Consider the following 20,476-nt stretch of genomic DNA (forward strand, 5'->3'; position numbering starts at 1 on the left):
ATGAAAACAAAAATATTCTCTGTTATAGCGATAATAGTATCACTTGTTACGTATAGTCAACAAGATTCACAATTTACTCAGTATATGTATAATACTATTAATATTAATCCGGCATATGCTGGTAGTCGAGGAGTAATGAGTGTTTTGGCGCTGTATCGCTCTCAGTGGGTAGGGCTAGATGGCGCTCCTAAGACCAATTGTTTTTCAGTAAATTCCCCAATAAATTATAGTAATTTAGGTGTTGGTATTTCGGTTATAAATGATAAAATTGGCCCTTCTAATGAAAGTAGCATCTCTGGCGATTTATCTTATACTATATCCACTTCATTAGATTCTAAACTTTCGTTTGGTGTTAAGGCAACTGCAAATATATTTAATTTGGATGTAAGTAAGCTTAATCCTGCAGATCAGTCGGATCCCCAATTCCAAAATTTAGATAATGTTTTTTCCCCAAATATTGGGGCTGGAGTTTATTATCATTCAGATAATTTATATTTAGGATTATCTGTGCCAAATTTTATAGAAAATAATCACTATAATACAAATGATATCGCAATTTATAAGGAAAGGATTAATTATTATTTTATTGGAGGTTATATATACGATTTGTCTAGTAGTCTTAAATTTAAGCCTGCCTTTTTGGCTAAATTCGTGCAGGGTGCCCCCTTACAGATTGATTTATCGGGTAACTTTATGTTTCTTGAAAAGTTTGTATTTGGACTGTCATATCGTTGGAGTGCTTCCTTGAGCGGTATGGCAGGTTTTCAAATCAAAGACAATGTATATATAGGATATGGTTATGATTTGGATACAACAAATTTAGCAAACTATAATTCAGGTTCACATGAAATATTTTTGCGGTATGAAATCTTTCAGCGTACAAGTAAAGTTATATCACCAAGATTTTTTTAACAATTTGAGCATAAGAAATATTGCTTATCTATTTTATTTATTAGTTTGAATCTAATTTTAAACTTTTAACATTTTTAATCATATTTAGTTAATTATTTTGACTCTTGTGAACTTATAAATGTAGAGTAAGATTAATATTAGATTCTTATAATTATTATTTACCCAAAGTATTATGGTTATTAAGATGCTAAAATTTGCATTTAGATTGTTTATTGTTTTTGCTTTACAAGCTAATGCGCAGCATAAAAAAACGGAAAAAGCAGATAATTATTATGATAACTTTGCCTTTATTGAGGCGATAAAATCCTATAAAAAAGAATTAAAAACAGGAAATAATTCGATAGAACTTTATACTAAACTAGGTAATTCTTATTATTTTAATGGTAACTATGCTGAAGCTATGAATTGTTATTCAAAAGCGATAGATATGGAGCCTAATATAATTCCTGAATATTATTTGAGATATGCTCAATGTTTGGATAATGCAAAAAAGTATCAGGAAGCTAAACATGTAATAAATATATATTATTCAAAAGTAGGAAAGATAGGTTTAACTGAAAATTGGAGTGAATTTAATTTATTCAATGGCATTCAAAAATATTCTGGTCGTTATACTATAAATCCAATTGAAATAAACAGCTCTTCGTCAGATTTTGGAAGTGCATTATATAATGGTAATAAACTAATATACGCTTCAGCACGTGATACAAGTGCCTTCATAAAGCGGCAACACAGTTGGAATGAAAAATCATTTTTAAAGTTGTACGTTGCCAATATTGCAGATGACGGAAGTTTGAGTAATCAAGTAATTTTAAAAGGAGATGTTAATACAAAATATCATCAAAGCAGTCCAACGGTGACAAAGGATGGCAAAAAAATGTTTTTTACTAGAAATAATTATATAGAAGGTAAACTTCTTGAGGACAAAAATGGTATTTCTAGATTAAAAATTTATTCAGCTGAGAATATTGGTGGGGAATGGAAAAATGTTAAAGAGTTGCCTTACCCTATTAATAGTGATGGTTTCTCGTCCGGACATCCCGCGTTAAATGCTGACGAAACTGAATTGTATTTTTCTTCTGACAGGTATAATTCGTTTGGTAATTCAGATCTATATGTTGTAAGTCTTTCAAAAGAAGGTTTTGTAGGAACTGAAGTCACTAAACTTCCTGATGAAATTAACACCTTAGGGAGAGAAACATATCCATTTGTTGATGATTCAGGAGTTCTATATTTTTCGTCAGACGGACACGCTGGTTTTGGAGGTCTTGACGTGTTTGCTGCTCAAAAAGATGATAAAGGCGTTTATCATTTATTAAATGTGGGAGATGGTGTAAATTCAAATCATGATGATTTTGCTTATATAATTCAAAATAGCACTAAAGAAGGTTTTTTTTCTTCAAACCGAACAGGGAATGATGATATTTATAGATTTATTGAAAACAAACCTTTAGTTTTTGACTTTGATATTAATCCAATTGTCTTTGGTACGTTAAAGTATCATGGAACTGAAAAACCAATTGAAGGTATCTCAATTGAAGTATTTAATGCTGTAAATGAACGATTAAAAACAATATATAGTGATAAAAATGGTAAATATTCAATAAGCTTAAACCCTTATAAAGATTATAAATTTATTTACAAAAAAGCTGGCCTTACCGAATTACATGAAGATGTTAAATCATTAAAGCCAGCCGAAAAAAGAGAATGTTCCAAGCTATTCCTTAATGAAATGGAAGTCTTGGTGGATGATAAGAAATTGACAATTGAACAAGGTTCTGATTTAAATAATCTTTTAAAGCTTGATCCGATTTATTTTGATTATAATGGATATGAAATTAGAGAATCTTCCAAAGCATGTTTAAATAAAATTGTTAAGGTAATGATGGAGAGGCCAAACCTTTCTTTAGAAGTGAATTCATATACGGATAGCAGGGGACGTGATGATTTAAATATGAAATTATCAGAAAACAGAGCGGAATCAACTGTAGATTATCTTGTGGCACATGGCATTAATAAGGAACGCCTTAAAGGAAAAGGTTATGGTGAAACTCGTTTGATTAATAATTGTTTCAATAATGTAATGTGTAGTAAAGGACAGCATCAATTAAACAGACGCTCAGAATTTATAGTACATCTTATTAAAAATTAATAATGTATTACAAATGTTTTAATTTGAAATAATACTCTGGATATGCAAACAAAAACTGTAGAAAAAGTTGAGCTGCATTTTTGTAATTAGCCAGTTTATTAAATTCTTCAATTGTTTTATGGTTCAAAGCCGAATGCCTTTTTTTTTTATTGTGACAAATTTTCGATTTATTGCTTCGCCTGTTCTCTTACGCTCGAGTCAAAAATTTCAAGTTTCATCTGTTCTCTAGAAAGCAATTTGCTTCCATCAACCAATTCCGTTTTTAAAGGCTTGAAAAAACTTTCAGCAGCCGCATTATCCCAGCAGTCTCCTTTACGGCTTCTGCTTCTTGTGATATTTTTATAAGAGTCCGACATATCAGCAAATTTTTATTGGCATGTTGGGACCTCGGTCAGAATTGAATATTAATTCGTCTGCAATTGTCCTGTTCTTTGCTGCCATTTTCAAGCCTTCAATACAGTTTGTTTACTGTTTAGTCTGTTGCTTGAACTCCAGCCGGCTGTCTTTCTGTCAAATACATCTAAAATGATGGTCAGATATAAAAATCCATCCTTTGTCTGATGTCTGAAAACCAAGCTTCTGCTGGTTCTGCTGCTGCAAATTCCCTTTTTAGGATATTTGCAACAGCAAAATAATTGTGTTTTGAATTGGCCGCTGCCTTGAATTTTTTGCTCAATTTGCTGTGCAGCCCTAACCGCCTCATGTATGTAGCTAAAGCTTTCTGGATATCTGATATCCTTGGCTTTGCAGTTCAAGGATAATTCTTGGGCTTCCATACCGCTGTTTAGCATTAAGTATATTGAAGCAGTTCCTTCTTTTATCAGAGCAGTTTTCCTCTGTCTTTTCTGATAGAACCTGTAGCTTCCAATTATGGCTGCTGCTTGGGCTGGCTTTTAAAGCTCTGCACATCTTTTCAATCGAATGAGTGTTTTTATGGCCTTTTATGAAAAGATAAGACTTCGGCTTCCCTTGGAAAAGATGCCTATAGCTTTTTTAGAATATCACGCTCAAATTCTGTTTCTTTTAATTTTTTTTCAAGCTGATGGATTTTTTCCTGCTCGGGGCCAAGCTTTAATTTTCCTTTCCCAAGGAAAACTTCCTGTTCCAGATTCTTTGCAATCCTGACGCCATTTATACGGCATAGGATTTGTTATTAAAGGTTTCTGATTGTTGGATATTGTCTCTTTGGCAGCTTAATTGGACAGCTTTCTCTTAGAAATTGCGGCCATAAGTCTTGCGGTTTCCTTTCATGCTCTAAAGTTAGGATTTAGTTCTCAACTGGAACTCCATGCTAAGTTATCACAGCCATCAGTAGGATATCAATGTTTATAGCTCGCTATGAATTGATAGATTTCCCGTCGATTTTGGAAAAGATGTAAACGGCCTTTTTTAATATCTCAAGCTCTAATTTTTTTCCTTAAGAACTTTTCGAAGTTGTTTGACTTCTAAAGAATCTGTTTCTGTTTTTTTTAGAAATAATTGGTTTTGTATTAGTAAATGTTTTTTCAGAGGATCTCCATTTATAAATACGCTATATCTCGCTTCCTAGTTCATTTGCTAATTATTTGATGTTTACCCGCTAATAACTTAATCTTACTGCTGATGATTTAAAATCAGCACTGTACACTCGTTTTTATAATTCTAAGATATTTATTTTTATTTAAACAGTCTTAAAAATTTATGTCCTAGTGAATGCAGCAACTCCAGAAAGAGATTTAATCGAATCAAAGAACAAAGCATTCTGTACTCGATTTTTTAAGTCTAATTTTATAAATGTTTTTGTAAATAAATCTAAAAACTGAAAAAGTGTTTTTTTATGGAGTGAGTACTTAGGCAATGCCAAACTCATTCCCATCTTTTAAAAGTAGGCAAAATCAGTTTGCTACATTTGGTAAAAAAATCCTTTTTAATAGAAAATAGCAAGATTAATAATGTAGCTTATTTCTACTTTTGCCCAAAAAATCAAACTGTATATTAATTAAATTAGATATGAAAAAAACAACATTGATATGTTTTATAATGTTATCCTCTTTTTGTTATTCGAAAAATTCAGGTATTGGTACTGATAATCCCAATTTATCTTCTAAACTTGAAATTGTTTCCAGTGATAAAGGTATTCTTATTCCACGAGTTTCTCTTATTAATTCGTTAGATACAACTACTATTTCAAATGGAAATGTTAACAGTTTATTGATTTTTAACACATCGTCTCTATCAGATGTTACTCCTGGTTTTTACTTTTGGTACGGTAGTAAATGGAATAAATTAATTACAGATAGTTCACTAGCTGTTAGCTCAGTGACAGGATCGGCTCCTATTGATGTTGCAAACACAACTGGAAATGCGATTGTATCGTTAAAAAATTTAGGGGTTCAAAATAGCCATTTGGCTGATAATGCTGTATCAAGCGCAAAGATACTTGATTCAAGTATTGCAAATAATGATTTAGCATCAGGTGTTGGGGGATTTTACAAAGGTTCTGGGTCTTTAAGTAATTCAACTGTCGTAACACAAGGCAATAATACTCTGTCTTTTGTGTCATCTGCTGTAAATGGTTTTTCTGTTGATGGCGCTACATTGTCTATTGATGCTGCGAATAATAGAGTTGGTATAGGGACAAGTAATCCTTATGCGGCATTAACTGTGAATGGTGATGTCGTAATTAAAGATGTAAAAACAACATCGGAAGTTTTACCTAATAACCAAAATTTATTGTTGATTAATTCAGATACTGATAGGATTGAAAAAGTTTCTTCTAATAAATTTCTAGAAGTGCAATCTGTTCCCTCTTTATATCTAGCAGCTTTTGATTCTAAAAATCAAATTCTTCCAACTAATAATACTTTTAATAATATAAAATTTTATGGTATGATTAAAGGGGTTTTATCTAATGATTCTGATTATACTTTTGCGGAATCAGGTAATTATCAGGTTTTGTTATCTGTGGATTATGAAAATTCAAATAATAAAAATAATGATTTTTTTCTTAATACTCGGCTGGATGTAAGTAAAGATAATGGATTGACTTGGGTTACAGTTTCATATGACGCAGATGATTTTGTTAATCATAATGTTCGTTTTATGTCGCAAAGGTTATTTTATCTGCGAAATTTTAATGTAGGTGATAAAATCAGAATACAAATGAATTGTAACTCAAGTACAACTATAAAAGTTGTAAATTCAAATTTTACAGTTACTAAATTTCCTTAATTTTTAACTTTTAATTTGATGTTAACATACTCCAACTTATTAACTAAAGTTAGAGTATGTTAACTAGTTCTAGAATAGCGATACAGGATTAATAATAGTAAAAATGCTTTTTTTAGGCGGAAGTAGCTTCGAAGTTACTTTTGTTTTTTTGTTTATAAGTTTTCATTTTAATAGTGCTTTCCGAATGCATTTGATAAGGAGTTTGCATTGTAAGTCTTCAAACTAATTTGGACTTTTTCTAAAGGAATGTTTGTTTAATTATTTCAAAGATGAACTTAATTTTTGATTGGTTTTGTTTTTAAAAATTGGGTATTCATTTCTACGGGTTTCATAGGCTTGTTTTTTGAGTTTTTTTTCGTTCTTTTAGAATGGCTTCTCCACGTCCAAAACACATATCTGCTACGGTTAAGCTGTTTAATGATTCATGATGCCGTCGATTGCTGTATCGTTAGACAAAGCTTTCTCCAATTCTTCGGGATCGAAGTAATTATTGAGCTTTGCCGCGTTTTTCATGGTTCTGTGATAACGTTCAATCTTGCCTTGTGTGTGCTGATGATTAGGCCTGCCGTGAACCTAAGGCATCTGGTTATTGTCTTTCAGATAGGCTTCCAATTCCGAGGCGATATAGCACGAACCGTTATCAGACAATAATCTGGGCTTTGGCTTGGTAATCAGCCCACATTTTACAATGGCTCTGTCAACGGTTCTTTTTACGTCTTCGGCTTTCATGGTGGCACAAAGCTACCTATGAACGATATGACGGCTGCAGTAATCTAAAACCGTATTAAGGCAATGCAAGCCCCAACCTGGAATTTTAAAGCAGTTAAAATCGTTTTGCCACATCTGATGAAAAAGACCTTTTTTGTTGGCAAATTCATTACCTGCACTTGGGAAAATATGGGCTGGAGCTGTAATCAGCCCTCTTGCCTTTAAAATTCGGTACATACTGGATTCGGAAATGGATACTTGCTGCTCATCGGTTATCTTATAGGCCAGTTCCCTTGAAGATAGCTCTAGATTATCCAAAGCAATATCCACCACCAGATTCTTCTGCTATTTGGGGATGCTGTTCCATTGCCTGTTTGATACTCGTCTTTTCGGCATCAATCCTTGAATTGCTATAGTTGCGGCACCAGCTACAAAAGTCGCTTTTGCTATAATCCACTCTCCTGACGCGTGCTGTTCACGCAAATCTCGGAACGCACCAACATGTGGATAATTTCCTGTTTCTCGGATACGGTAAGCCGCATATACTTTTTGAATTTACCCGTTACTCCAAAATGTCCAATGTTTTTTTTACGATGCCGCAGCGCAGACCAAATCCGCAGCAATCTCCTTTAAACGTTGTTTTTTTGAGAAGTTCTGCTGCTTCATCGCTGGCATCTTCTCGCGTGGTATCGCCTGACAAACGTTTCTTTCCAAATAGCATTTGATTTTTGGCGATTGTAAAAAAAAAGGAAAATAATTTAAGTACTTGTTTTTTTAATTTTTTAGGTTTTTAAAGATTTCTTTTTGAAACTCCCTTAAGCGGAGGAAGAGGTTCCGCTTTAATTTGTTATTATCCTAGCACGAATGAGGCTTTATATTTTATTTGAAAGCAGGCTCAAAAAAAAGTGTACCTCGAGTTTCAATCAATTTCGTTGAGCAAATATATGTGAAAGCGGTAAAAACATACAAATATTAAATTTGGTTTTCATAGAAATAAAAATCAAAAAATTAATGTTCTTAAGTTAATTGATATATTTTAGAGTATAACTTAAAACATTACTATGAATGTTTTCGTGTAATTATATTTGTTTTGATATCATTCATTCAGAACTTTAATATAAATTTTTGGAGAATGTTTTATGAATGTTAAAGGATTGGATTTTTAAAGTTTTAATCAAATTGTTTGATAAGTTTTACAACTTTTTATAGTTGCATTTTAAATTTTTGAATTCTATTAAGGACGACAGTTAATTCGACTGTAGTTGTTTTACCTGTCATTGGAAAAATATTATAAGGACAGAACCTTAATACCTTTTCGCAAGTTATAAGCTTCAAAGACGACAGTATCGCTGTTTCCAGAAAGTTTTTTCCAAAAGCTAAACCCTGCGCTGTGATTAAATTTTGTTTTTTTTGTAAGATTTTACTTTTATACTAAAAAGTAAAGTTATTTTTTTTTTGTATAGAACAGATAGGTTATGTAAGTTTTACTATGCCTATTTTCTTGTTTTTTGTATATTTGTTTCAAATTTTGAATTGATTGTTATGATAATAGATTTTTCATGCACTAATTTCAGGTCCTTTAAGGACAAAGCAGAATTTACTATGAAAGCTGATGCTTTAAAGTCAAAAGTTGACAATACATTTGAGGCAGATCTTGTTTTAGGTAATTCTGTTTCTCTGCTAAAAACTGCTGTTGTATATGGTGCTAACGCCAGCGGAAAAAGTAATTTTATAAAAGCTTTTCTTGCCTTTACATGGCTAATTAAAAACTCTCACAAATTTGAGCTTGATAAACCAAAGATTAACTGTTACGAACCTTTTGAACTGGATGTTAATACTCAGAAATTTCCTGTAAATTTTAAAATTTCTTTTATTATAGATCATATAAAATATGATTATGAAGTTTCCTTTGACGCGAAAGTAGTGGTTCATGAGAAACTGGACTTTTCCCCTAAAGGGCAGATATCCAATATGTTTGAAAGAAAACTTACTGAAACTCAAGATTATGATGTAATCCAACTTGGAAAAAACTTAACTGACAAAAGAATTCCAAAAAAAGTATTCAAGAACCAGCTTTATCTCTCAAAATTTGGTATAGATATTCCTCATCAGCAGCTAACTCCAGTTTTTAGATATCTTTCAAATATTAACGTGTGGAATGCTTATGATAAGTTTAGTATTTCTGAATTAGCAAATGAAATATCAGTTTTAATTTCTCAAAAGGAAAATGAGAATTTGAAGAACAGATTAAGTAAACTGATTCGAATTTCAGATACTAAAATTGAAAGCATTGCTTCTAAGGAATTAAAAAGAGAAGACTTCAGACTTCCAAATGTAATTCCAGATGAAATTGCTAATGAATTTTTTGAAAACAACAAGGTCAAGACATTTTCCTATCATAAGTTGTTTGACGGTAAAAAGGAAGTCGGCATCAAAGAATTTGATTTCAACAAAAAAGCTTCTACAGGTACGAAAGTGCTTTTTGCCCTAGGCGGAAAAATTTTGCAGACCTTGGATAGCGGTGGAGTAATTGTCTTTGATGAGCTTGATAACAGCTTGCACCCAAAACTATGTAAATTCCTAGTTCGATTGTTTAACAGTAAAATTTCAAATCCCAGAAATGCGCAGCTTATATTTGCCACACATGAAGTTACGCTCTTGGATAAAGATGTGTTCAGAAAAGATCAGATATGGTTTGCACAGAAAAATAATTTTGGAAGTTCTGAGATGTATTGTGCCAATGAATTTGAAGGACTCAGAGATGACACCAATTTTGAGCTATGGTATAGGTCAGGCAAGTTCGGCGGAAACCCGAAAATAAAGGAAATTGAATTTATCTACGAATAAACTATGGCAAAAAAAAGAAAGCCTCAGACCACTATCTTTATCGCTTGCGAAGGAAGCAATACTGAACCGCTGTATTTTGAAAAGCTTAAGGAGATAATGGAAGAAGACGATCATTACCCATTTGCACTTACTATATATCCTGATAAGATGGTACACAAAAAGCCAAAAACAGATGCTGTTGGTCTGGTAAATGAAGCCATTACTAACCAGGGAAGCTTCGATGAATTATGGGTTGTTTTCGATAAAGACGGCTACACCAAACATGAAGAGGCATTCAAGTTAGCAAAAGACAATAAGGTCAATATTGCTTTTTCCAGCATTTCCTTTGAATCATGGGTGCTTCTGCATTTTGAAAGAAATAGTACCGCATTTTCAAAGTCCGCAGATATCATTAGTCAGAAATTTTTAGCCAACACTGCATATTTAGCGGATTATGATAAGTCATCCGACTATAACCTTTATCCGAGAATCGAGGATAAAACCAAAATGGCATTTGCAAATGCTTCTTGGCTAAGAAATTGGTTGGAAAGGAATAATCCAGGTAATACGATATATCAGTCGAATCCTTATACAGATGTAGACAGCCTAGTAAAAAAATTGGTGCTGGATGATAAAGTTTACGAATATAGAAAATTAGGATATAGCCTAACTTTTGATAAAGTTGAAATTACGTTAAACGATATCGGAGGAAATTATGAAGCGGAAATCAAAAATGTGGGTAACGCAAGCGTGATCTGGAATGAATTTGCCTTTTATGATAATAGAAGAAATAAGATAGCTGTGGTCAATTCAATTGTGCTTTCAGGAGAAATTTCCCAAAAAGTTATAACTCGGATTGCTACAAGTCCCGAAATATATATTGAATTCAGAAATTTGAAACTGGAGGTAGACAGTACCCCATAATCCGCCTCTTCTTCTCACTCAATAATCATTAGAGTGTATGAAAGTCAATTACGAAAGATAAAATAAGCAGTTTGGACTAGACGCCCCACATATTAAACTCGCTACATTATTTTTTCCGACTGATTTTCATTTTCTTAAATGTTAGGGTTACAGCCATACTATAGGAAGGCAAAAAATAATGAATGTATTTTTTTAATAACCTTTTTATTCGTTGGGTTAAAAATTCATCTTAACTTCTTGTGTGTGTGTGTGAAAAAGTATGAAGTCCAAGTGTTACTTGTTTATAACTTGGTTCATAAGTATCTATGAGTATTATAAAGAATAAGATTCACCATATCTATCTTTGTATAGTTAATTTGTTTGGGCAAAATAACTCGATTCAAATGGTTTGGTTAGAAACTTCAGCATTTGTATTTAAATCTGCTACTGAAAGGGGACTATACACAGCAGGGCTATGGCACTAAGGTATGAGTAGTATGTATAGGAGGTTGATTAATAACCTGAGAGTTGATACCAATCTGAAGAGCATTAATCGTACTGCTTCAGACACGTGATGGGGAGGATGGCTCCGGAAGGAAGTTAACTTTAACCTTGACTGTGAGTGATAACCTAATCGGGTAGCCGGTTTGGGGAAACTCACTATGCACATTCCAAAGAGAATTCTCCATAAGGAATTTAGATATTATATAGAGAATATATAAATAAAAAAGGTCGAAAAAATAAAAAAATCCCCAAAATTTTAAAAAAATTAAGGTGGCTTAAAGCCGGATAACTAACAAAGTTGTCATGTCGAATTTATTTATTTTTTGCGCAAATTCTAGGTGGTAGGTTTTGGTTGCATAAAACCGAAAGCGATCAAAAACAAACAATTAGTATATAAAAACCTCGTCCTGCTGGCGAGGTTTTTTTGTCATGTACGGTACAAAACGAAATATTTTTAATGTTTAATGAAGAAAACGGAAATCTTCAGGCACTTTAGAAACTCCATTTTTTTGAAGATTTGATGTCACAGCTTATCTAAAATAATCGAACGTAATTTGCAAAAATCATTAAAACAAAATGTTTAGCAAAATATTTTTTTGGGTATCGTCTTTCATCTATAGCCGAACAAATACCTTGCAATCGTGAAGGCTTCAAAAAATTACGTTCATTTAATGTTGAAAAACTTGATGTAAAAAAGCTTTTTTTTAAACAACTTTTTTGAGATATGGAAATATTTGTATGCAAACAAAATATCATGAACACAATATTATTAGCATTATTATTTGTTTTAGTCTTCAATGTTGTGATGACAATCATCTTAAATTTTGTAGAAAAAGATAGAATATCTCTGATGGCAAATTTTTTTGAAAAGGTGCTTCCAAAATTACCATTTAGCAAAATGTTCTTGGAACGCAGAAAGAAATGAGTTTAGTTTTTTATTAATATGACAAATTTTATTCTATCATTACGAATTCCGCGATGCGTGGATTTAAATTTAATTATATTTTATTGATTACTAGATGTATATGTGGATTTTGTTTGTCCAGATATAAACAATGCTTTTGATAGGAGTAATAGTCTCTAGATTGTTTTTTGGTAGATTTCTTTGATATCTATTAAAATAAGCTAGATATTCTAGTCAAGATATGGTTGTGTCGTTGTTCTTTCGAAATTGCTCTTCGACAAAATGATATAGTATCCTTTATTTTAATAATAATTATAATTGATACTTTACGGTTTTCCTCATTTTAACTAAAACAAAAATTAATACTTTAGCACTTACATATTTTTAATTATATCATAGTTAATGTCATTTACAGTTTCAAATAAATCCACTAGCAAGTGCGGAAAATATTTCTTTTCCATATTCACTCATACTTTGAGCATGGAAAATTTAGACAAATATATTCTAGATATCATGTACGATGAAGCTAAGTTGAATTATCTTTTTCAAAAAGATATACCATGCACTAAGAAAATGAGAATCCTGCAGTTGTGTAGATTTGTAGACAATGAATTTATTAATAGGGAATCAGAAGTAGACGAAAGTGAAATAAAGAAAGTAATAAAGGATAATGCTGACCTTCAGTCGTACTATACTTTCTTTGCAGAAGCATTGTTGGCAAGGTTAAATATAGATTATGTTGACACTGAGCTTGTGAGCGGAGTTATTTCTGTGAAGGACAATGCCAAGAAAGTCAGCACTGGAGCTGATGTTTGCATGTTTTCAGATGCCAGTCTGGTAATGGGAGAAGCTAAATTCTACGGTAAACTTTACGGAGGAACTTACAATATTATTAAAGATAACTCATTTAAAAGTAAACTTGAGGATTATATTAAAAACCTGCTGAGCTCCGATACGGAAATAATTCTAAAAGGAATTACTGGCGATATATGTGAGAAAACGTCAGATGAGATAAAAAAACTTCCACTAATACTTTCGGGTTTTGTGCTTCATACCAAAGAAGAGGATAAACACTATACAAAATCATATAATACGGTAGATAAGATAAAAATTGCTGGTTTTCCAAGCAATTATAAAGTTCATTTGTACCATTTGCCTGTAGAATCCAAGGAACAGTTAATTTATAAAGCACAAAGGACTGCGCTGGATCTGATAATTAAACTAAGATCATGATAAATCAAAACAACAGAGAAGATATCATTAAACTGCTTGATAGCAATGCAGATGAGGTAAGTATAAAAGATCTTTTTCTTTATGATTTATCGCCTTATTATAAGGAGAAAAAAGACGAATCTTTTTTTTCAAAGCAGATGGAGTTTATCCTTGAGAAAAATGTAATCAATCACGGCAACAGGAGAATTTCATTTACTGACGAGCAGAAAACGCTTTATGACCAAATTGTGCAGAACAAAAGAGTTGTAATTTCAGCTCCGACCAGTTTCGGAAAAACGATGCTTATAAAGGAATATATTTTTAACGAGCAGCCTGATTGTATAGTGTTTCTTGTACCAACCAATTCGCTTGCCGACGAATTGCTGGAAGATTTTAATTCTATTTTCAGGCCATGCGGATACACGATATTTGATACTCTAAAGAGCGAAAGCGTCATTGCGAAAAAAAGCATTTTTATTGGAACCCAAGAGAAATATTACCAAATCTATGACGAATACAAGGTGGAAATCGACCTTTTTGTAATTGATGAGGCATACAAACTCAGTGATAAGATCAATAGCAGTAGGGAAGTAATCCTCAACAGGGCTTTTATCGATACACTCAGTGTTTCTAAAAAAGTAGTTCTTCTCCTGCCCCTTGTGAACAAAATCAATGGTCTAGAGGCTTTTGAATTCAAGATCTGTAAGTCAGAATATGCCCCAGTTGCTAAGAATTTCATAGCTGAAGCGGACTTCTTGGGCATAGTCCTGGAAAAAGTGCATAACAGTAAGGAAAGCAATCTAATTTATTTTAATTCGCCAAATGATGCAGAAAAATTCTTTGAGACTAACCTAAAGAAAAGCACGGTTTTTTCGGTACTGCCGAACTCATGGGTGCAAAGGGTCGAGTCAGATTTCCATCCAGAGTGGATTCCTATAAAGGCGCTGAAAGCAGGCTTTGGAATCCACTATGGTCCTATGCCCAAGTTTATGCAGAAAAAAGTCATTGACCTTTTTAATAATGGATTGATAAAGAACCTTTTAGCAACTTCATCGGTTATAGAAGGTGTAAACACGCCAACTAAAAATATTTTTATCACCACTGCCAAAGATATAATGGGCGGCAAGAACATTATTAAATTCAAGAATCTGATCGGAAGGGCTGGAAGGCTTGGCATTCATAAGGTGGGTAATGTGTTTTACAAAGCTAAACACCAATCATATTTTGATCTTTGTAATCTTCCTTACAGTGCTCTGAGCTTAGATTTTTTAATCAAGGACGAAGCGCAAGTTATTGAGATTAACCGTGAAGAGGAATATAAAAGCGTATATCTCAACGGATCAGTTTCAGGTGATTCCGAACAATCCTATAAAGAGAAAACCAAAAGCTACTTGGACGATTCCTTTAATGGTAAAATTCCTCTGGAAGTCATCAGTTCACTGTTGAACAAGTATGGCTTCACCATCACGCAGTATACAGACTTGCTAGAATTTGTCAGAGGACCGGGTACTAATCTTTTCAGTATTCTAGCTAAACTAAAAAGCCTAGATACAACAAATGTCAACAATAATAGTTTGAGTACTATTCTGAGCTCCGGACATCCCACAATACCGGATATTGTGAAAGTATTGATAACCAATAAACACTTTTCGAAAATGGAAATTTCACACGTTGTTTCTATTGTAATTAAAATGATCTATAATGTAATTCCCTATAAAGTTATTCCTGCGATAGAATTTATTATTGAACTGGATGACATTTATGTGCATTACAATAACAGAAGACTTATTAACCCAAAGGTTAAAGCCGAAGCAAATAAAAATAAGGTAATGTTTCTAAATAAGTTCATAGGTGACAATAATGTTAATGTTGAAGAGTCTAAAAAAGTTATGACTAAACTTTTTGAATATGGAATTCCCTATTTTAGGGTGCGTAAGCATATAAACGATATAGTAGAGAGAGTGTCTGAGAATTTCTCGGCTTATGATATTAAAAATGTAATTTTAGAGACAAAATCAATGAGTGACTTAAGAATTTATTTTGAATAATGCCTTGAAAAAAGACTTTATAAATCTGCAATATATGTAAATTAAGCACTTGTATTTTTCTATATTTACGACGATCTTAAAATATTTACAGAAGTTCTGATTAAAGTTAAGTTTTTTTTGCCCTTTATCGAAATATATACTAATCGACGGTTTTTATAACTTTTAATGAGGTTTTACCGTTATATATAAACCGCCTTGGTAGTGAGTATATTTAATTTGTGCGATTTTGTCAATGGTTGAGCAAATAAAAAACAGGAATGTCTTTAAAGTAAAATTCAATTATAATTTTGTTATCGATTATTGCAGAAAAAGAAAAATTCATATTAAAATGCGAAGACCTTCAAAATTTGAAGGCCTTCATTTTTAACCTGGGCTCTGGGATGGGTCACTACTTCTTGGATAAGTTCGCTCCTCTTGAAATTTGCCGTCCTGTTTATGGATGATTACATTTGAATTTCCATTATGATTTTTAGCGTACTCAATTGTTTTTTGCATTACTTCGGCTTTAGTGCTTCCTGTTGTTGACGCTCTCTGGCCTCCTTCAACTTTTCCTTCCCAGCCTTCTTCTGTTTTCGTGACGTGATACGTCTTTCTTTTAGTCATTTTATAATATTTTAGTAGTTAAAATTTGTTGATACGATGACTCATTAATCCCCAAAGTCCATTTTTTCCTCTGACCAGTACGATGCGGGTATGATTTGATTCTGTCTGATCCAGTAATGGGACTTACACTCAAAACTACGATTTCCTATGGATGGGAAAAGAGTAATTGATTTACCATTAAACGTCAATTCCCAAAAATTTGGATTTATAGGAGTTATTACCTTGCTACCGCATCCGCATGCGCATAGATGAACCGCAGTTTTATATTGAAGTGTAATATAAAGCACACCCTCTTCTAGTTCCAATGGAATGGATTCTACAAAACTATAGATCAGCGAAGTCTTCATTTATAATTTTTCCTGTATTAATAAAGTAGAGATTGTTATATTCTCCTTTTAGATCTTGATAGAATCCAAAAATCTTTTTCCAGCGTATAACAGCTAATGTGGCATTTAAACAATTCAGTTCAGCAATCTGTATATTTGTAGAATATTGGTTTTCAATTATTTCTTCTGCGCCTATACGGTTTTTAAGATGCGTATTGTTTTGATATGTTCCAACTGTAACTCGTATCGTTCCCAGAAGTTTGTTTTCATGGCGTTGCATACCCATTCCAACATCTATAAATGGGATTTTTAACTCAAGCAATGATTTCGTAATAAAGTCTCGTGCTGTATTTTTATCGACACTGATGAAAACAAAGTTATATTTTGAAAATTCATGAATATTGTTTTCAGTTACAAACGTCGGATGTGTGACTATTCCATGACGCATTTTGGAATATATTTTGGAATAATACTCAACTTTCAAAACATTACTGGTCGTTCCAAATTCGTCTGAACCTGCTGCACCTGGGGCTCTAAAAGCATTGTGAACCTGAAATTCATCTCCGTCATATAAGTGAATTTCCATTATATTAGTTTTAGATATAAGGTCAAGAATGTATGAACCGGTTCCTCCCAAGCCTATAATTGCTATTTTTTGTCCTTCAAACTTTGTGTTTAAATCAGTGATGCCGGCTCTAGATGAGTTAGTATCTGGGTATTTAAAAATATCATTCATTTGTTTTTCTGTTTATTGGTTTGCTAGTTACCGAAATATCTATTGCCATTGCTTGAGAGCATAAAATTTCTGAATAAGTCCTTACTTTTTCATAATAATCGGGATAGTTTCCACTAATAGGTTTGCTGGAAAAGTAATGATTAACTGTTATTTTGTTTGTAAGATCATGATTGCTTGAATTATTTATAACACCCCTTAATACTACACCATTATTGTCGCATGGAGTTTCACCAATAAAATAGATAGTATGATCAGGAGGCAATCCTACTCGGAAAGGAGTTGCTAGCGTAAGTACGCACACTAATGTGCCGTATTTAACTTCCTTGATAGAATTTACATATGGGATTTGGTGAACCAGCAGATGCTGGTCACCTATAATCTCAATATCGTAACCTGACTCCCATAATTTCAGGAGATCAGGACTATGACTGACAAGTTGCGGTAGCATGGAAAATCATTTTATTTTTAACAAATACAGAAGAGTCTTTAATCATTGAACCCTCAATGTTTTGTTTAGGTCCATCTTCGTAGGCTACAGTGTATACCATTGTAGGGCTGTCGTTATAATTTCCATAAGCAAGAACAATAACCTCTTCAAAAGTTATTTTTGGTTTTTTCCATGAGTGATTAACTCCGGCAACGTTGATAATCACTTCAAAATTTATCTCGACAGTGTAAAAACGCTCGATTGAAGGGCGTGCTAGATCAACTTGCTCATCATCCTCAATTAGGTTATCTAAATATGGTTTCTTATTGTCTAAATAAATTTTGTCATCAGCATCAATACCTGCTATTTCGCGAATCTGCTTGCCGTTTATAAACTGCTCTGGCCAATCAAATAGTTTTCCATTAACGGTAAATTTAAGTTTCTCTGCAGTGTAGAAATCTTCAATACCTTGCCTTGCTAAATTGACTCTGGTATCTTCAAAAATCAATTCGTCCTCCCATGGTTCAGTGATTTGTAAATAAAGTTTGTCATCACTTTTGATTCCTGCAATTTTTCGGATTTGCTCACCTGTAATATACTGATCAAACCATTCGTAACTCTTTTTATTGACTACGAAATTCAGTGCCGGTTTACCGGCGTTTTCTTTGTTGTGCTGCATAGCAATACGATTTTAAGTTTAAAATTAGTGACCCACACTAAGTATGTAGGTATTGTATAATATTATTTCGTATTGCTACTTGCGTAGTTCGATGAGAATTACTACTTTTGCAGTACAAAATACATAGGGATTTGAGATGAGAAGTCTCAAAATAAAATGCTTCGACACATTACCCTCTAGAAACCGCCTAATTAATTATTCCACTAATTAATTGGGCTTTTTTTTTTCTTTTCTCGGCTTTCTTTTTTTTTTGTAAAGGTACAATTAAATTTATATCGCACAAGTTTTTCTATACTTTTTTTTTATGTATAGATTTATAAAACTTTTGTATAGATTTATAAAATTTTTTATATCTTTGCGGAAAAATTAAATTTAATTCACTATGGCTTTTTCAGAAATAGATGCGTTTTATAATGAATTAGGATTGAGGATTAAAACACAAAGACTTGCCCTAAATATAACTCAAGAAGCGCTCGCGCAAGAATTAGAATTAACGAGAGCGTCTATTATTAACCTAGAAAATGGACGACATAAACCTTCTATTTATCAAATTGTATTAATTGCAAAGTATTTTAATATTGATTATACGATGTTAGTCCCTATGCCTTCGGAATTAGTTGTAGAAAAGGAGAAAAAAACTGTTCCTGACCTAAGTAATATGGTCAGCGATCAGGAAGAGATAGATAGTCCTTCTAAGCAAGCTATTCTTGATTTTTTGTCGTCTGTTAAAAACAAATAACATATGAATGTTAAACTTATAAATAGTAAAGTAAATGCAATTTTAAGATCATATTCTGTATTAGAACTGCCAATTGATATCGAAGCTATTGCTAGAGCTCGTGGTCTTAAAATAATAGGATATTCTTTAGGTGATGATGTATCTGGATTGTTATCAATCGAAAATGGGGTTGGAACGATTGGATATAATCATGATGAAACAAATATTCCAAGAAGAAGGTTTACTATTGCTCATGAATTAGGACATTTTGAGTTACACAAAGATAAGTCTGATCTATTTGTTGATAAGCAATTTATTTATAGAAGTCATAGCTCAGGAGATACACCTATAAAAAAAGAAATGGAACATGAGGCCAATATGTTCGCATCAAATATTTTAATGCCTACATCTCTCTTGCGGAGAGAAATTGAAAAATACGATATTAGTGAAGAAGGAATAAAACAGCTGGCGGAAATTTTCAATGTAAGTACAACTGCAATGTCAATACGTATTTCCAGTCTAGGTCTAATTTAACTTAAGTAATTTAAAATTTTATGCCAAAGGAAAAGTGGTTAATTGATCCTGCAGAGTTAGACGAATTTCAACGTGATATTCTTGGTCTTGGACTGAACGATAGCTATGCAGTTAAAGGTTGTGCGGGCAGCGGAAAGACAATTTTGGCATTATATAAGGCAAATGATATCAGGATTGAAACTATTGCAGAGGATGAAAATGCAATACCTAGTTTTACGATGATTGTATATACAAAAGCTCTTAGAGAATTTATACGATCGGGTATAATCGAGTTAGGAATCTCAATTAAACAAGTGATACATTGGGAAAAATGGGATGGAGATATGGTTGATCATATTATTGTAGACGAAGCTCAGGATTTTACCAAAGGAAGAATAGATGTTTTTAATGATTCAAAGTTAAAATCACTGATGCTTTATGGTGATACACAGCAAAAACTTTATCCGGGAGGTATGTCTATTGAAGATACAGCCTTATATCTCGATATACCCCAAAAAGAGTTGCTGAAAAATTATAGATTGCCGAAGTCTATTGCATCAATTGCCTCTTATTTAGGTGATGATAAACAGTTAGAAGATAAATGTGTTAAAACTGTAATTGAAAAACCTCGTTTGAAAAAATTTGAGTCCTGGCAAAAAGAATTGGATTTTATAATAAATGAAATTAAAACCCGAAATCTAACTGACGTAGCAATTTTAGTTCCTTTTAATATAGTAAAAAGAGCGAAAAGTAATAACGAGCATCGTAATGTAGAAACAATTAAGCAGTATTTTGATAGTGTTGGGTTTCGTCACGAAGTTAAAATGAGTGAAGATGAATCTAGTGCATTTGAATTAGATTTTGATTCAGAAAACCCTAAAGTTATGACATTTCACAGTTCAAAAGGTTTGCAGTTTGAGACAGTTTTTATCCCATTCTGTGACTATCCTAATCATGATGAGTGGTTTGACAGAAATTTTGGAAATCCATTTTATGTTGCTGTTACAAGAACTTACAAAAATCTTTATTTTACACATTCTGAGAGGTTATCCCTCTTTCTTAAAAATGTACCATCAAATAAATTTGATTAATTAG

General features: G+C 32.6%; 18 protein-coding genes. 10 read left to right on the top strand and 8 right to left on the bottom strand.

Annotation, left to right across the window (positions count from 1 at the left end; translation table 11 throughout):
• Both M0M44_RS11625 and M0M44_RS11630 read left to right on the top strand, forming a co-directional pair.
• Entirely contained in the window at positions 1–912 is a 912-nt protein-coding gene (locus M0M44_RS11625) for a PorP/SprF family type IX secretion system membrane protein (protein ID WP_248729908.1), read from the top strand.
• 172 nt (positions 913–1,084) lie between these two features.
• Entirely contained in the window at positions 1,085–3,064 is a 1,980-nt protein-coding gene (locus M0M44_RS11630) for an OmpA family protein (RefSeq protein WP_248729909.1), read from the top strand.
• A 167-nt stretch (positions 3,065–3,231) separates the two neighbouring features.
• On the opposite strand, the gene M0M44_RS11635 is transcribed toward M0M44_RS11630, so the two are convergent.
• On the bottom strand, positions 3,232–3,420 hold the full coding sequence (locus M0M44_RS11635; RefSeq protein ID WP_248729910.1) for an IS3 family transposase: 189 nt from the start codon (positions 3,418–3,420) through the stop codon (positions 3,232–3,234).
• Positions 3,421–5,053: 1,633 nt separating this feature from the next.
• Between M0M44_RS11635 and M0M44_RS11640 the strand changes: the two genes are divergently transcribed.
• Positions 5,054–6,274: a hypothetical protein gene (locus M0M44_RS11640; RefSeq protein ID WP_248729911.1), complete on the top strand. Its 1,221-nt coding sequence runs from the start codon at positions 5,054–5,056 to the stop codon at positions 6,272–6,274.
• Positions 6,275–7,015: 741 nt separating this feature from the next.
• Here M0M44_RS11640 and M0M44_RS11645 read toward each other — a convergent pair.
• Together M0M44_RS11645 and M0M44_RS11650 are read right to left on the bottom strand one after the other, a co-directional pair.
• Positions 7,016–7,219, bottom strand: a complete 204-nt coding sequence (locus tag M0M44_RS11645) for a hypothetical protein (protein ID WP_248729912.1) — start codon at positions 7,217–7,219, stop codon at positions 7,016–7,018.
• Positions 7,220–7,544: 325 nt separating this feature from the next.
• Positions 7,545–7,703: a hypothetical protein gene (locus M0M44_RS11650; RefSeq protein WP_248729913.1), complete on the bottom strand. Its 159-nt coding sequence runs from the start codon at positions 7,701–7,703 to the stop codon at positions 7,545–7,547.
• A gap of 821 nt (positions 7,704–8,524) precedes the next feature.
• Between M0M44_RS11650 and M0M44_RS11655 the strand changes: the two genes are divergently transcribed.
• From M0M44_RS11655 to M0M44_RS11670, 4 genes are all read left to right on the top strand, one after another.
• Entirely contained in the window at positions 8,525–9,829 is a 1,305-nt protein-coding gene (locus M0M44_RS11655) for an AAA family ATPase (protein ID WP_248729914.1), read from the top strand.
• Between the two features lie 3 nt (positions 9,830–9,832).
• Entirely contained in the window at positions 9,833–10,732 is a 900-nt protein-coding gene (locus tag M0M44_RS11660; RefSeq protein ID WP_248729915.1) for an RloB family protein, read from the top strand.
• A 1,867-nt stretch (positions 10,733–12,599) separates the two neighbouring features.
• Positions 12,600–13,352, top strand: a complete 753-nt coding sequence (locus tag M0M44_RS11665) for a hypothetical protein (RefSeq protein WP_248729916.1) — start codon at positions 12,600–12,602, stop codon at positions 13,350–13,352.
• Positions 13,349–15,379: a DEAD/DEAH box helicase gene (locus M0M44_RS11670; RefSeq protein ID WP_248729917.1), complete on the top strand. Its 2,031-nt coding sequence runs from the start codon at positions 13,349–13,351 to the stop codon at positions 15,377–15,379. Before M0M44_RS11665 ends, M0M44_RS11670 begins: the two co-directional genes overlap by 4 nt.
• A 363-nt stretch (positions 15,380–15,742) precedes the next feature.
• Here the strand turns inward: M0M44_RS11670 and M0M44_RS11675 are convergent, their stop codons facing one another.
• From M0M44_RS11675 to M0M44_RS11690, 5 genes are read right to left on the bottom strand one after another with little or no spacing between them, the layout of a single operon-like run.
• Positions 15,743–15,982, bottom strand: coding sequence for a DUF2188 domain-containing protein (locus tag M0M44_RS11675; protein ID WP_248729918.1), 240 nt, complete (start codon positions 15,980–15,982; stop codon positions 15,743–15,745).
• Positions 15,983–16,026: 44 nt separating this feature from the next.
• Positions 16,027–16,329, bottom strand: a complete 303-nt coding sequence (locus tag M0M44_RS23920; RefSeq protein WP_420842769.1) for a ubiquitination-like system serine protease family protein — start codon at positions 16,327–16,329, stop codon at positions 16,027–16,029.
• Positions 16,307–17,044 carry a ThiF family adenylyltransferase gene (locus M0M44_RS11680; RefSeq protein ID WP_248729919.1) on the bottom strand — a complete coding sequence of 246 codons (738 nt, stop codon included), beginning with the start codon at positions 17,042–17,044 and terminating at the stop codon, positions 16,307–16,309. The genes M0M44_RS23920 and M0M44_RS11680 overlap by 23 nt, the downstream gene beginning before the upstream one ends.
• Positions 17,037–17,492, bottom strand: a complete 456-nt coding sequence (locus M0M44_RS11685; protein ID WP_248729920.1) for a DUF6791 domain-containing protein — start codon at positions 17,490–17,492, stop codon at positions 17,037–17,039. The genes M0M44_RS11680 and M0M44_RS11685 overlap by 8 nt, the downstream gene beginning before the upstream one ends.
• Positions 17,467–18,150, bottom strand: coding sequence for a multiubiquitin domain-containing protein (locus tag M0M44_RS11690; protein ID WP_248729921.1), 684 nt, complete (start codon positions 18,148–18,150; stop codon positions 17,467–17,469). The genes M0M44_RS11685 and M0M44_RS11690 overlap by 26 nt, the downstream gene beginning before the upstream one ends.
• A gap of 382 nt (positions 18,151–18,532) precedes the next feature.
• Here M0M44_RS11690 and M0M44_RS11695 point away from each other — a divergent pair, with 382 nt between their 5' ends.
• Genes M0M44_RS11695 through M0M44_RS11705 form a run of 3 tightly spaced genes read left to right on the top strand, consistent with a single transcriptional unit; the run spans position 18,533 to position 20,472 of the window.
• Positions 18,533–18,889 (top strand): helix-turn-helix transcriptional regulator, encoded by a 357-nt coding sequence (locus M0M44_RS11695; RefSeq protein WP_248729922.1) that lies wholly within the window; start codon positions 18,533–18,535, stop codon positions 18,887–18,889.
• Between the two features lie 3 nt (positions 18,890–18,892).
• Entirely contained in the window at positions 18,893–19,402 is a 510-nt protein-coding gene (locus M0M44_RS11700; RefSeq protein WP_248729923.1) for an ImmA/IrrE family metallo-endopeptidase, read from the top strand.
• 20 nt (positions 19,403–19,422) lie between these two features.
• The gene (locus M0M44_RS11705; RefSeq protein ID WP_248729924.1) at positions 19,423–20,472 is read left to right on the top strand and encodes a 3'-5' exonuclease; all 1,050 of its coding nucleotides are present in this window, start codon (positions 19,423–19,425) and stop codon (positions 20,470–20,472) included.
• Positions 20,473–20,476 lie beyond the last annotated feature (4 nt).

Origin of the sequence: Flavobacterium humidisoli (assembly GCF_023272795.1) — a bacterium.
Lineage (GTDB): Bacteria > Bacteroidota > Bacteroidia > Flavobacteriales > Flavobacteriaceae > Flavobacterium > Flavobacterium humidisoli.

What these genes read in the sequence shown, in the direction of transcription:
- M0M44_RS11675 (WP_248729918.1), bottom strand. Translation starts at nt 15,982, where the DNA reads ATGACTAAAAGAAAGACGTATCACGTCACGAAAACAGAAGAAGGCTGG.
- M0M44_RS11665 (WP_248729916.1), top strand. Translation starts at nt 12,600, where the DNA reads ATGGAAAATTTAGACAAATATATTCTAGATATCATGTACGATGAAGCT.
- M0M44_RS11625 (WP_248729908.1), top strand. Translation starts at nt 1, where the DNA reads ATGAAAACAAAAATATTCTCTGTTATAGCGATAATAGTATCACTTGTT.
- M0M44_RS11680 (WP_248729919.1), bottom strand. Translation starts at nt 17,044, where the DNA reads ATGAATGATATTTTTAAATACCCAGATACTAACTCATCTAGAGCCGGC.
- M0M44_RS11630 (WP_248729909.1), top strand. Translation starts at nt 1,085, where the DNA reads ATGGTTATTAAGATGCTAAAATTTGCATTTAGATTGTTTATTGTTTTT.
- M0M44_RS23920 (WP_420842769.1), bottom strand. Translation starts at nt 16,329, where the DNA reads ATGAAGACTTCGCTGATCTATAGTTTTGTAGAATCCATTCCATTGGAA.
- M0M44_RS11705 (WP_248729924.1), top strand. Translation starts at nt 19,423, where the DNA reads ATGCCAAAGGAAAAGTGGTTAATTGATCCTGCAGAGTTAGACGAATTT.
- M0M44_RS11640 (WP_248729911.1), top strand. Translation starts at nt 5,054, where the DNA reads ATGAAAAAAACAACATTGATATGTTTTATAATGTTATCCTCTTTTTGT.
- M0M44_RS11690 (WP_248729921.1), bottom strand. Translation starts at nt 18,150, where the DNA reads ATGCAGCACAACAAAGAAAACGCCGGTAAACCGGCACTGAATTTCGTA.
- M0M44_RS11650 (WP_248729913.1), bottom strand. Translation starts at nt 7,703, where the DNA reads ATGCTATTTGGAAAGAAACGTTTGTCAGGCGATACCACGCGAGAAGAT.
- M0M44_RS11695 (WP_248729922.1), top strand. Translation starts at nt 18,533, where the DNA reads ATGGCTTTTTCAGAAATAGATGCGTTTTATAATGAATTAGGATTGAGG.
- M0M44_RS11685 (WP_248729920.1), bottom strand. Translation starts at nt 17,492, where the DNA reads ATGCTACCGCAACTTGTCAGTCATAGTCCTGATCTCCTGAAATTATGG.
- M0M44_RS11670 (WP_248729917.1), top strand. Translation starts at nt 13,349, where the DNA reads ATGATAAATCAAAACAACAGAGAAGATATCATTAAACTGCTTGATAGC.
- M0M44_RS11645 (WP_248729912.1), bottom strand. Translation starts at nt 7,219, where the DNA reads ATGTACCGAATTTTAAAGGCAAGAGGGCTGATTACAGCTCCAGCCCAT.
- M0M44_RS11700 (WP_248729923.1), top strand. Translation starts at nt 18,893, where the DNA reads ATGAATGTTAAACTTATAAATAGTAAAGTAAATGCAATTTTAAGATCA.
- M0M44_RS11660 (WP_248729915.1), top strand. Translation starts at nt 9,833, where the DNA reads ATGGCAAAAAAAAGAAAGCCTCAGACCACTATCTTTATCGCTTGCGAA.
- M0M44_RS11635 (WP_248729910.1), bottom strand. Translation starts at nt 3,420, where the DNA reads ATGTCGGACTCTTATAAAAATATCACAAGAAGCAGAAGCCGTAAAGGA.
- M0M44_RS11655 (WP_248729914.1), top strand. Translation starts at nt 8,525, where the DNA reads ATGATAATAGATTTTTCATGCACTAATTTCAGGTCCTTTAAGGACAAA.